We start from the raw sequence: 13,109 nt of genomic DNA on the forward strand, positions 1-13,109 counted from the left end.
TCCTATTAAAATATACGCAAAAATTTCAGGTTTAATGTTAAACATCAAACCTGTTTCTGTCAATTACCATTTAAAATTAATTTAATAGGATTTTCCTTATTTAAAAAATGATTTTACATTGGGGGAAATGAAGAATTATAAACTGGGCACCTGCCATACCCATTGAAAAAACAGATAATAATATTACTAAAATAATGGCACCTGCATCATATTTCATCTTTTCTTCATTATTTATTATATAGCCTGCAATAATTTCAATACCTAAAAGTACTAGAATAATAGGCCACAATGACACTATTAGATAATAATTTATATTGGGAAGCATTCTATTTAACAAAAACATTGTTCCAAACATAACGAGCACTATACCTGCCGTAAGGGTGCCAACTCTACGACCTTTAAACATCTTCATCCATCTCCCTCTTTTTACCTTTAATTAGTTTTATACCTGCAGCAATTATTGCAATACCTATAATTATTCTAGGTGCAGTTCTTGTTATATCAGACAGCATCTCATACACCTCATTTGGAATATGACCCCATAAAGTATTCATTACGTTATCCCATATTAAATACAACCCAAGGAATAAACATACTATACCTACAAATAATCTCTGCTTTGTAAATACTTTTTGATCAACTTTCAATAGCTTATCAAGTGAAAACAAATAATTATCTTCTAAATTTAAAAATTCTTCATCTGAAGAATACCGTTTGTTTACACAATCAAAAAAGGAATAAAACCAAATAAGAGGTAAAACAAACAAGAGAGGACCTATGTTAAGCCAACCAGCTATAAATATTACAAAAAAGAAAGCTGACATAAAAGATATTCCCATTTTCATAAATCCCATATACATATGCCCTGCGCCAGGTAAAAGTGAAAAAATAAATGTTGAAATCTTACCTTTTTTCATTCTCATTATTAAAACCCTCCATGTTAATTATCTTCTGAGAAAAATTACTTATATTCGTATTTATTGAATTTACAATACTTAAATTTGGCGGTGCAATACCTACTACTTTTTTTGTATTTACTATAAAATTTAATGTGTTTGAAAAAACAATCATGAGTGCCATACAAGCTGCAATTGAAACTCTAAGCGAGTAAAAAATAAATTCACTGCTCTTTCTCTTTTTTATTTTATTCTCTACCTCATCACAAAATCCAGAAGGAGCTTTTACAAGTTCAGTATCATCAAAACCATCAGCAATGTAGGCACTACACTTTTCACATTCAGAAACATGATCTAAAATCATAATGCTTTCCTCACTTTTTAAGGAACCGTCCTTAAGGCACTTTATGGATTTTTTAGTTAAATGTCCATTTTCATCAAACAGTATTTCACTCACATAAACTCCTCCTTCCATAAAACTTTTAATAATTTTTTTGATCTATACAAACGTGTCTGCAGAGTTTTTAGTTTTTGACCCGTAGATTCAGCCATATGAGAAAGTTTAATATCTTTACAAAAATAATTTATGGCTACAGTCCTGTAAGGCTCCTTTAATTTATTACACAAGTCATGTATTTTCTGTGAAGTATCATTTTCTATCACAGTATCTTCAATGCAGCTTTTCTTGTCTTCCAAACATTCATATTCTTGATCAGTTAAACTATTTATTTTTCGTGCAGGACTTTTCATATAGTCTTTACACTTGTTTACAGCAATTTTAGTGAGCCAGGCTTTAAAACTTTCTCCTTGAAATTTCTCATAATCTTTATAAGCAGCCAGAAAAGTTTGTTGTGCCAAATCCTCCGCATCAAAATAATTTTTTGTAAAAGATAAACATATAGTAATGATTAAGCGTTCATATTGTTTTATATAATTTGCAAATTCGTCTCTTTGAATAATCATCACCGCCCTTTTTATCCTTACACTTACTATAACGATTCAGAAACAAAAAACACTTCATTAAATTTAAAAATTTTTTAAATGTGCTTTCAATTTTGTCAGCATATCTGTATTTATAAGTTCAAATTTTATTTAGAATAATCATATGAGGATAAATCTCTAACTTAAAAATCAACTTATACGCAGGCATATTTTTACAACAATGAAGCTCTTTCAAATATTTTGTATATAAGTCTTAGGAAAAAATTCTTAAAAAACCTAGAACTTTTGAATTGTTTGAGGTACGAGTTTTCAAAAGTTCTCAATATTTTTTTAAATTTTTTCCTTAGCCTTATCAAAATATTTAAGGAGCTGAAGGTTGTAAAAAATATTCAGAGTATAAGTTGATTTTTCGTTTAGAGACTCTATAGGATTAAAGTTTAAGTGCAATTTCACTTAATTTTTCTGACATGGTAGTTATCTCTTCTATACTTGCAGTAATTTCTTCAGTCGCAGCAGCCTGTTCCTGACTTGAAGCTAGAGATCCCTTACTTTTCTTGCTAGATCCATCTACCTTTTCTTTAATGCTATCCGTTAATTTCTTAATCTTAGGCACGGTACTCTTAGCTTGTTCAGAAAGTTTTCTTATTTGATTTGCCACTACACCAAAGCCACTACCAGCTTGTCCTGCTCTAGCAGCTTCAATAGCAGCATTTAGTCCCAACATCTTTGTTTCATTTGCAATATCCTCTATAAAAGAAGATATCTTATTTATTTCTTCTGATAATTCTGTTATCTGACTTATATCATTATTAAGTTCCTGTTCATTGCTATGTATTTGTGATGCTGATGCTGCCAATTCTTCAATAGCAGAAGATATCCCTGTTATACTTTCCGTAAGGTTGCCTGACATATTACGTAACTCTGCTTCAGTCTCCTTTGGCATAGCTATAACAAAACTACCAACAATCTCATTTGAATCTTCATCAATTAGTGGATAACCTAACATCATAACAGGAGTACCATACTTTACAGCATCTATTTTTTCAACTTTGGATTTTCCTGTACTTATCACTTTTTTACTGATAAAATCTGATTCAAATTCATCTCCTATTTTTATAGAATTAATATTAAATTGTTTTGAAGATTGTATACTTACAAACTTTTCAAGATCAGTTAAGCATAAAAAAACACCTTCCGAAAACATTTCAGCTAACATCGGTGCAAAATTTTCAAAAGCTTTTGCTACAGGATGTAATCTTGGAAAAGCCATAGAAAAAACACCAACAGCCTTATCATGCTCGTCCACTATAGGAATTGAAGTTATTGAAAGTCTCATTCCATAAGCGGAACGAGGAACTTTCTGAGACAATACTCTTTTTTCACGAATTGCAGTAAGAGATGTACTATTACTATCAAATTTTTTACCAACATGAAATACATCCAAACTAAATGAATCTGAAGACTGCACCCATTTCATGGTATCACCTTCTATAATTCCGTATACAACTCCACCAGATACTAAATTTGCTTGAACTTTAGCAAATTCTTTTACACTGTCTATTTGATTTACCTTGATCATATCCTCACTATTCCCTTCCATTCTATATTAAACATTTTAATTAAACTGTGGTACTATAAAATATAATTTACATTATTAGTACATAATAAATATTTTGTCATATTATTGTGAAATTAAATAAATTTTTTTATTATTAATAGCAAATTTTATCCATAAATTTACACAAAATTACACCATAAGTAAATAAATGTTATCCTTTATGGTACTTTTATGTAAATATTTTAATAAAAACTGGATTTAAGACTATATTATGTTATAATAAATTAAACAAAATATTTATTATGTCTTATTTTTAATTTAAAAATATTCATGGGGAACCAAGATTATAAAAAATAGAATAAAACTTTTATTTGAAATTACTCACATATAATTACTCTCCTTTTTTATCTTTCTTATGATTAGTAATTTCCTCAGAAAACTCTGTAAGTAAATCAACTATTTGCTTTTTTACACTTAACTTATTATTCTCATTTATAGCTTTCCTAGTTCTTTTATAGACTTCTACACCTAAATATATAAATAAGTATACAGCTATAATTATAATTCCAGCTACAAGACCTGAAGTTTGCCCTGAAATAAAAGGCATACTTGCAATGATAACGACAAGACTTATTAAAGTAATCAATGAACCATAGGGATACGCTTTTTTCTTTAACTCCTGTAAGTTTCTTTTGCGAAAACGAATATGGGAAGCTACAATAATCGCATAGGTAAAAAGTAGAGCAAAACCTCCTGAACTTACTAAGAATAAATAAACCTTTGGAAATAAGAGCCCTATTATGAGTCCCAAAAGCATAGAAAACCCCGAAAGCATCATTCCTCTATAAGGCACATCCTTTTTATCCCTCAATAATGCAGGTGCATGCCCTCTATCTGCAAGAGACCGAATCATCCTTCCAAGTCCAAACATAGCTGCTAACATTGTAGAAAGTATAGCAGTAATCATTATTATGTTCATAACATTACCTGCCCAACCCATTCCCCAATTGTTAAGGGCTGCTACCATAGGACTTACATTTTCACTAATGGCAGCCGTAGGAATTAAAAATATAATTACAGCCGCAGAAACTATATAAAGACCAACAAGGCTTAACACAGTATATCTAATAGCTTTTGGAATTACCTTTTTAGGATCTTTAGTTTCTGAAGCAGCTAAACCAATTATCTCAAAACCAGCATAGGCAAACATAATTATAAGCATACTTCCTGCAATGCTTTTTATTCCCCCAGCAAAAAAAGGTTCTCTCCCCAATTGACCTAATTTAACTTGTGAAACTCCACCTATTAACCCTGTAACTAGAAGTATCCCAATAATAACAAAACATAGTATGGCAGCTATCTTAAAAGAAGCAAGGGCACTCTCAAGCTTGCTCAATTTACTTGGGCCCAACAAGTTGAGTAGCGTAATACAAATAATAACAATGCTTCCAATTAAGGATATAGATACCTTAGGAAACCATCTGCGAATTAAAATTGATACTGCTGCTGCTTCACTGGACATAGCTAGAACCATTCCAGTCCAATAAACCCATCCCACCATAAATTCAGTTCCACGTCCAAAAGCTTTACCTGCATAGGTAGCAAAAGATCCCGGAGCTGGGTCAGATACAGTCATCTCAGAAAGTGCAGAAAGAATAAAATATACTAAAATTCCGCCTAGTATGTAAGCAATAATAATAGAAGGACCTGATGCATGAATAGCCACAGCAGAACCTAGGAAAAATGAACCACCAATTACAGTTCCTAAAGCCATCATTGTAAGCTGACCTGCTGAAAGTCCTTTATGATTACTTTTCATTAATATACCACCTCAAGCCTATATAATCTTAAGGATAGTATTTGTTAAATTTAAAAAAACATTCAGTTGTATTACCACCTTAATTTTTTAAGTTAACCCTATATTTTTCTAATTTTTATAAACTAAATATAGTGATTTATTTTCATTATTACGGAGTTTTCTTAATTTTATTTACTGTTTTAAATTAAGGGATTATTATTAAGTTAAAAGAAAAAGTATTTACAATTTATAAATTTAAAAATAAAGGTGGGGAATATTTATGGATTTTAGAATTGAAAGTGATTCCATCGGTTCAAAGGAAGTACCTACAGAGGCTTATTATGGAGTTCAGACATTGAGAGCAGCTGAAAATTTTAATATAACTGGATATAAATTAAATACAGAGCTTGTAAAAAGCCTTGTTCAAATAAAAAAGGCAGCAGCTATAGCTAATTATAAAGCAGGTCTTTTAAATGAAAACATTGAAAAAGCAATAATTGAGGCTAGTGATAAAATACTCGGTGGTGATTTGCAAGATCAATTCATACTAGACCCTATTCAAGGTGGAGCTGGTACCTCTGCAAACATGAATGCAAATGAAGTAATTGCAAATGAAGCTATTCAAATTTTAGGTGAAAAAAAAGGAGACTACTCAATTGTACATCCTAATGACCATGTTAATATGGGACAATCTACAAATGATGTCTTCCCAACTGCAGGAAAAATAACTGCTTTAAAACTTCTTTTAAAAGCTATAGAACAACTAAAGAAATTAGATATGAATTTAGATATGAAAGCAAAAGAATTTAATAATATTATAAAAATGGGAAGAACTCAGCTTCAAGATGCAGTTCCCATTAGATTAGGACAAGAATTTAAAGCTTATAGTTCCGTTATAAAACGAGATATCTCAAGACTTGAAGCCGCAAAAAAAGAATTAGAAGTATTAAATTTAGGTGGTACTGCAATAGGTACTGGAATAAATGCAGATAATAAATATATGAATACAGTAGTACCTATACTCAGTGATATTATTGGTATACAATTAGAACAAGCTGATGATTTGATAGATGCCACACAAAATTTAGATGGTTTTGTGTCAGTATCTGGTGCTATAAAAACCTGTGCCGTTAACTTATCCAAAATGGCAAATGATTTAAGGCTTATGTCATCAGGTCCAAGAACTGGTTTAGAAGAAATAAATCTTCCACCAAAACAAAACGGATCTTCCATAATGCCGGGAAAAGTTAATCCTGTAATTCCAGAAGTAATGACTCAAGTGGCCTTTAATATTATAGGAAATGATGTTACAATAACAATGGCTGCTGAAGCTGGTCAACTGGAATTAAATGCCTTTGAGCCAGTTATATTCTTCAACTTATTTGAATCCATAGAAACCCTTACTAACGGTGTAAAAACTTTTACAGAAAATTGTATTTCAGGTATAACAGCAAATACAAATAGATGTAAGAAGTTAGTGGATAATAGTGTTGGTATAGTTACTGCCATTACCCCTTATGTTGGATACGAAAAGGCTGCCTCAATTGCAAAAAGTGCTATAAAAACAGGAAAGCCAGTAAAAGAAATCATACTTCAAAATGGTATTTTAAAAGAATCTGAATTAGATCGTATACTAGATCCTATAAGTATGACTGAACCTAGGGAATTAAAAAAATATGAATTTGCTTAATATAGGTTTAGAAAACCTATAACGTAATATAATTTCCAGCAACCTGTTCTTCATTAGTTATTTTGGTTGCTGGAAATATTTTTTATCATACAAGGAGGTTTACATATGAACAATTTAAAGGAAGAAGCATTAAAGTTTCATAAAGAACATGAAGGTAAAATAGCACTTAAAAGTAAAGTATCTGTTAAAACTAGAGAGGACCTAGGCTTAGCATATACTCCAGGTGTTGCTGAACCATGTCTTGAAATCAACAGGGACTATAATACGTTATACGATTATACTTCTAAGGGAAATTATGTAGCAGTAGTAACTAACGGCAGTGCAGTTTTGGGACTTGGAAATATAGGTGCTGCAGCTGGCTTACCTGTAATGGAAGGTAAATCTATTCTATTTAAGACTTTTGCAGGAGTAGACGCTTTTCCTATTTGTGTTGACAGCAAAGATCCTGACAAGATTGTAGAAACAGTAAAATTAATAGAATCCACATTTGGAGGAATAAACCTAGAAGATATAAAAGCACCTGAGTGCTTTGAAATAGAAGATAAATTAAAAAAGGTCTGCAATATACCAGTTTTTCATGACGACCAGCACGGAACAGCAGTAGTAACTTTAGCTGCTATGATAAATGCACTTAAAATAGTAAACAAAAAATTTGAAGACTTAAAAGTAATAATAAATGGTGCAGGAGCTGCAGGTACAGCAATTGCAAAACTGCTTGTAAGTAGAGGAGTTAAAAACATTATTGTATGCGATAGAAAAGGTGCTATATCAAAAGATAGAGAAAATTTAAGTGCTGCAAAAAAAGACTTAGCAGAAGTTACAAATCCTAGTATGATAAAAGGTGCACTTAAAGATGTACTAAAAGAAGCTGATGTATTCATAGGTGTATCTGCTCCTGGAGTAATTACTCCTGAAATGATAAAAACAATGGCTAAAGACCCCCTCATTTTTGCTATGGCCAATCCTAAGCCTGAAATCTACCCTGATGAAGCAAAAGCTGCAGGTGCCAAAGTAGTTGGTACAGGAAGATCGGACTTTCCAAATCAAATAAATAATGTTCTTGCATTCCCTGGAATATTTAGAGGAGCACTTGATGTAAGAGCATCAAAAATAAATGAAGAAATGAAAATAGCTGCTGCATGTGCTATAGCAGACATAATAACTGAAAAAGAACTTAATGAAGATTATGTTATACCAGATGCTTTCGACTCAAGGATAGCACCAAAGGTAGCTTACTATGTAGCAAAAGCTGCCATAGAAAGTGGAGTTGCAAGAAGAACTGACATCACTCCTGAAATGGTAGAAGAACATACTAAAAAGCTTGTACAATCATAATAAACACAAAAATTTAAAGTCTGGTTTTCTTCCAGACTTTAAAAATATTATCTATACAATTCCTTTATGTTCAATAATAGTAGAAAGAATAATAAGAGTTTGTGTATTACCATACTGCTGAATTTTACCTACTAATGTTTCTAACTCGGACGTCTCTTTGACTATTACTTTAACAGTCATGGAAAAACCTCCTGTAACATGATAACACTTCACTATACACTTACTTTTTCTTACAAAATCAATAAATTCTTTTCGTTTACCTGCTTTTAATGTAATATTTATAAGAGCTTCTATATTCATTCCCATCTTCTGGGGATTAATAACAGCCCTATATCCCATAATAACATCTGCTTCTTCAAGCTTTCTTATGCGTTCTGCGACCGCAGGAGGAGTTAGACAAACTATTTCTGACAATTTTTTTATTGAAATCCTACCATTTTTCTGCAGGCACTTTACAATTTGACGATCAATCATGTCCATTTTCTATTCCTCCATAATGTAAAAAATGAGACGAAAACAATTTTGTTCTGAATATCTCTTATAGGTAAATTTAGTAAAATGTAAACATTTATATGTAAATTTATTCCATTAGAATACTACCACTTATCCAATTGTAGTACATTTTTATTATAGTTTAAATATACTATATGTCAATAAATTATCCTCAATAACTTTTAAAATAAACTTTTTCATCCTCCCAATTAATTTTTTTAATTTAATATTTAATTTACCAACTAAAAAAACAAAATAATCTATATACAACTTTTTATAAATAATATTCCAACTATGAAAACAACATATAGTAAGGCATTAAGAGATAATCTCCAAGCTGATAAATGGCTTTTTCTTAAAGTTATCCATAAAAATAAGATTGCTATAAAAGTTATAAAAGCTGAAAGCGCCAGACTTTTATCAAACATCCATGGTGTAAAAATAATTCCAAGTGCACTTGGCACAGTAGCTTGAATCATCATAGATCCACTGATGTTTGCAAGTGCTAAATTTTCCTTTCCCTGTCTTACCCATATAACTGCATTTAGTGTCTCCGGGAGTTCTGTTGCCACAGGACTGAGTATCAATGCTATTATATGCGGTGGTACTCCAAGGAAGCTGCTTAGTGAGCCTAAATTGTGTACGAATATCTGAGAACCTGCAAAAATAAATACTAGAGATACTATGGTTTGACCTAAAATCATAATTTTTGTAGGATGCGTATTTTTAGGACTAATCTTTAAAGGTTCAAGTTTTTCTTCAGTTTCTTCCGCACCTGCCTTTAATTCCCCATAAGAATAAAGTACATAAACAGCCAGGAATAAGAATCCCAACCAGTGCTTTATAGAAAAAGCTACAAATCCCAATGCTACTTTAAATACAAAAATACACATAAACCAAATTTGGTCTCTTCCCAACTTTCTTGCGTTAATTTTAATATGCTTTCCTATTTTCCTCTTACTACTAAACATAATTATGCTTACCCCAACTACTGCATAAGCAATGGTACTCAGTACAAGAGGACCTCCCAAAGCTGAACCAACTCCGATATCCTTTTGGCTTGAGTTTGCTCCAAATACTACTGCAATTAAGGTCACAATACTTTCAGGTAAAGCAGTACCAAAGGCTGCAAGTACAGTTCCTACTGCATTTTTGGATATATTAAAAGCCTTGCCCACCCATTCAATACTATTAACAAAAAATTCGCAGCTAAAATAAATTAAAAGAGCTGACAAAAGCATAGTAATACCAGATAAAATCATTTTAAACGCCTCCTCTTAAAGTAAAAAATAAAAAAAGACTTCTGGTGTATTAAACTAAATACACCAAAAGTCTCGTTACACATAATTGTGGATAATGCCAGGTTTTTAAAAAGCCAATATGTTGACATTATCTTTCAAACTACTCCCTCTTGACTATATATCAATTTATTATATTTTACTCACATAACTTTATATTGTCAATTAAAATCTCAACATTTCATTAAAAACTCTTATGGCAAAATTGTCCGTCATACCGGATGTATAATCTATGATAGCCTGGATATAATCACGATAATTCTTTAAATCATAAATTTTTTCATTATCTCTCCATTTTCCTTTAAATTGAATACAATATTTTTTTAACCATCCAGAAAACCCCTCATGCAGCGAAGGATATATTCTTTTAAAGTCTTTAATTTTGTCTAAAGTTTTTTCACCATCATAATAACGCATTAAAGTATTTAATATGGTGTCTAAAACTAATTTTACATAATTTTTAAAATTATTAAGCCTTTCATGATTATAAATATTTTCATAATTAAATTTATTCACAAGATTAATAAAAGTCAAATATTTGCTTGACAATACAATACCATTATCCGGACTGCTATTTTGACATAGGTCTACAATAAAATTATGCATGAGCACCGTATTATTTATTTCTCTTATACTGTGTATACCAACAGTATCTTTTGTTATATTATATAGTTCTTTTAATTGACTTCTCTTTAATATTCCAAGTTTAAAAGCATCTTCTATATCCCGCCCCAGATAAGATATTTTATCTGCTATTTTGACGACACAACCTTCCCAGGTATAAGAAGATATTTGTAATGTTTTTTGTATGTCGTTTAAATCTACAACCTGATCTCTTGGAAAAATTGCCTCTGCTCTTACCTCTCCACAGTGACATACAATTCCATCTCTTACAGCATAGGTTAAATCAAGATTGCTTTGCTTTCCCGCAGGGTTTGGTAAAGTTTCTATTTTATCTACAAACCTTAAACTATTTTTTTCGTGCCAGAATTCATTGCCTAATTGTGCTTTAGAAAAGTCTCCTAATATTTTTTCACCTTCATGTCCAAAAGGGGTATGTCCTAAATCATGTCCAATAGCAACGGCTGTAGTAAGCTGTGTATTTAACCCCAAATAGTTGGCAATAGTATAGCTCACAGCAGAGACATGGTTTACATGTTCGATTCTTGTACATATATGGTCATTATCTGTTGCAAAAAATACTTGAGTTTTATGTTTTAGTCTCCTGTATGAAGTAGAATGCAATATTCTATTATAATCTCTTGAAAATTCGCTTCGGAGCTCATGGTTTCTTTCATACAACTTGTTTTCTCTAGAAATGCTTTGTTTCCATTTTTCGTTATTCTCTGTAGTAGCAACATCTAAAAATTTTTTTCTCTCCATTTTTCGACCTTCCTTTTTGCAACTTGTATCGCGTAAATATTATAACATAACTATAATTTCCTATACATTATAAGGACATAATAGTATGATAAGTATTGTTAATATAAAAGTATACGAGGTAAAAAAAATTATGGATAAACTAGAATTTAAAGATTTCGCATTAAGCGAAGATATATTAAAGTCAATAGAAAAATTGGGATATAAAAATCCGTCTCAGGTTCAAGAAAAAGTAATACCACTTATTTTTAAAAACAAGGATATTATAGTAAAGTCACAAACCGGCAGCGGAAAAACAGCAGCTTTCGCCATACCAATCTGTGAAAAAATAGAACTTGAAGAAAAAAATCCCCAGGTATTAGTACTTGCTCCTACAAGAGAACTTGCACTGCAAATAAAAGAAGATTTTTACGATATAGGAAGATTTAAGAGAATAAATTGTACTGCAATCTTTGGAAAAGAGCCTATAACAACTCAGATAAAAGAACTTAAACAAAGAACTCACGTAATAGTTGGAACACCAGGAAGAACACTAGATCATATAGAAAAAGGTACTCTTTCCCTGAAGAAAATACAATATTTGATCATAGATGAAGCAGATGAAATGCTAAATATGGGATTTATAGACCAAGTTAAGGCTGTTCTAGATAAGCTGCCTAAAAATAGAGTAACTCTCCTTTTTTCTGCAACCATTCCCCAGGAAATACTTAAATTATGTGCTGCATATATGAATAATCCTATTAATGTAGAAATAGACGCCGAAGATCCCGTAATAAATAGAATCAATCAAATATATTATCAGATAGAGGCATATAAAAAATTCGATTTGTTAAATAAGCTAGTATATACTCAAAGGCCAGAAAGTTCTATGATATTTTGCAGAACAAAGAAGAATGTAGAAGACCTTGTGCTTCAAATGAAAGGTAAAGGTTATTCCTGCAGTGGTCTTCACGGAGGAATGCTTCAATCCGAAAGAATTGATGTTATGAAAAGATTTAAACGAGGAGAATTTATTTTCCTTGTATGCACGGATGTTGCAGCCCGTGGGATAGATGTAGAAAATATAACTCATATCATAAACTATGATATTCCTATGGAAAAAGAAAGTTATGTTCATAGAATAGGAAGAACCGGTCGTGCCGGGAAAAGTGGAACTGCCATAACTTTTGTTACACCTAAAGAATATAGATTTCTAGAAGAAATAGAAAAATTCTTCAATCTTACTATTGAAAAAGGTACAATTCCATCAAAAGAAGAAGTAGAAAAAGGTAAGGATATATACAAGGAAAAATTAAAAGCTGCTCCTAAGATAAAAAAAGATAAATCCACTAAACTAAATAAAGACATCACAAAAATATATATAAGTGCAGGTAAAAAGAAAAAAATAAGACCAGGAGATATTGCTGGAACTATATCAAGTATCGATGGTATTAATCCTGAGGACGTTGGCATAATAGAAATTCAAGATAACTTTTCTTACGTTGATATACTATCTGGGAAAGGCCATATAGTTCTCGATGGGCTTAAACACAAAACCATCAAGGGGAAATCTGTAAGAGTAGAAATAGCTCAAAAATAATGCTAAACCTATAAGTATTCTAAGCAAAAAATCAACTTATTCTTCGAATATTTTACAACCACAAGTACAATTAAATATTTTGATAAGTTTAAATGTACTTGTTTATTGTAAAATATATCTACGTATAAGTTGATTTTTAAG

Annotated in this window: 12 protein-coding genes; 3 read left to right on the top strand and 9 right to left on the bottom strand. The window is 31.2% G+C overall.

Annotated elements, in window-relative coordinates:
* Positions 1–100 precede the first annotated feature (100 nt).
* The 6 genes from CLCOS_RS07135 to CLCOS_RS07160 form a co-directional block, all read right to left on the bottom strand.
* Positions 101–406 carry a LiaI-LiaF-like domain-containing protein gene (locus tag CLCOS_RS07135; RefSeq protein WP_023162645.1) on the bottom strand — a complete coding sequence of 102 codons (306 nt, stop codon included), beginning with the start codon at positions 404–406 and terminating at the stop codon, positions 101–103.
* On the bottom strand, positions 399–923 hold the full coding sequence (locus CLCOS_RS07140; protein ID WP_063600317.1) for a hypothetical protein: 525 nt from the start codon (positions 921–923) through the stop codon (positions 399–401). The genes CLCOS_RS07135 and CLCOS_RS07140 overlap by 8 nt, the downstream gene beginning before the upstream one ends.
* On the bottom strand, positions 904–1,353 hold the full coding sequence (locus tag CLCOS_RS07145) for a hypothetical protein (RefSeq protein WP_023162644.1): 450 nt from the start codon (positions 1,351–1,353) through the stop codon (positions 904–906). Before CLCOS_RS07145 ends, CLCOS_RS07140 begins: the two co-directional genes overlap by 20 nt.
* Positions 1,350–1,862 carry an RNA polymerase sigma factor gene (locus tag CLCOS_RS07150; RefSeq protein ID WP_192847877.1) on the bottom strand — a complete coding sequence of 171 codons (513 nt, stop codon included), beginning with the start codon at positions 1,860–1,862 and terminating at the stop codon, positions 1,350–1,352. The genes CLCOS_RS07145 and CLCOS_RS07150 overlap by 4 nt, the downstream gene beginning before the upstream one ends.
* Before the next feature lie 406 nt (positions 1,863–2,268).
* Complete coding sequence (locus tag CLCOS_RS07155) at positions 2,269–3,417, bottom strand: methyl-accepting chemotaxis protein (RefSeq protein ID WP_013237101.1); 1,149 nt, start codon at positions 3,415–3,417, stop codon at positions 2,269–2,271.
* Positions 3,418–3,787: 370 nt separating this feature from the next.
* Entirely contained in the window at positions 3,788–5,215 is a 1,428-nt protein-coding gene (locus tag CLCOS_RS07160; RefSeq protein WP_063600315.1) for an amino acid permease, read from the bottom strand.
* A 259-nt stretch (positions 5,216–5,474) separates the two neighbouring features.
* On the opposite strand from CLCOS_RS07160, the gene CLCOS_RS07165 reads away from it, so the two are divergent.
* Positions 5,475–6,884: an aspartate ammonia-lyase gene (locus CLCOS_RS07165; RefSeq protein WP_063600314.1), complete on the top strand. Its 1,410-nt coding sequence runs from the start codon at positions 5,475–5,477 to the stop codon at positions 6,882–6,884.
* Positions 6,885–6,989: 105 nt separating this feature from the next.
* Positions 6,990–8,219 (top strand): NAD(P)-dependent malic enzyme, encoded by a 1,230-nt coding sequence (locus CLCOS_RS07170; protein WP_013237098.1) that lies wholly within the window; start codon positions 6,990–6,992, stop codon positions 8,217–8,219.
* 51 nt (positions 8,220–8,270) lie between these two features.
* Here CLCOS_RS07170 and CLCOS_RS07175 read toward each other — a convergent pair whose 3' ends face one another.
* From CLCOS_RS07175 to CLCOS_RS07185, 3 genes are all read right to left on the bottom strand, one after another.
* The gene (locus CLCOS_RS07175; protein WP_013237097.1) at positions 8,271–8,699 is read right to left on the bottom strand and encodes an Lrp/AsnC family transcriptional regulator; all 429 of its coding nucleotides are present in this window, start codon (positions 8,697–8,699) and stop codon (positions 8,271–8,273) included.
* A 272-nt stretch (positions 8,700–8,971) separates the two neighbouring features.
* Positions 8,972–9,973, bottom strand: a complete 1,002-nt coding sequence (locus CLCOS_RS07180) for a sodium:calcium antiporter (protein WP_013237095.1) — start codon at positions 9,971–9,973, stop codon at positions 8,972–8,974.
* Between the two features lie 201 nt (positions 9,974–10,174).
* Positions 10,175–11,392: a deoxyguanosinetriphosphate triphosphohydrolase family protein gene (locus CLCOS_RS07185; RefSeq protein WP_013237094.1), complete on the bottom strand. Its 1,218-nt coding sequence runs from the start codon at positions 11,390–11,392 to the stop codon at positions 10,175–10,177.
* 130 nt (positions 11,393–11,522) lie between these two features.
* On the opposite strand from CLCOS_RS07185, the gene CLCOS_RS07190 reads away from it, so the two are divergent.
* On the top strand, positions 11,523–12,968 hold the full coding sequence (locus tag CLCOS_RS07190; protein WP_063600326.1) for a DEAD/DEAH box helicase: 1,446 nt from the start codon (positions 11,523–11,525) through the stop codon (positions 12,966–12,968).
* Positions 12,969–13,109 lie beyond the last annotated feature (141 nt).

The organism is Clostridium coskatii (assembly GCF_001675205.1).
GTDB classification, from domain to species: domain Bacteria; phylum Bacillota; class Clostridia; order Clostridiales; family Clostridiaceae; genus Clostridium_B; species Clostridium_B ljungdahlii.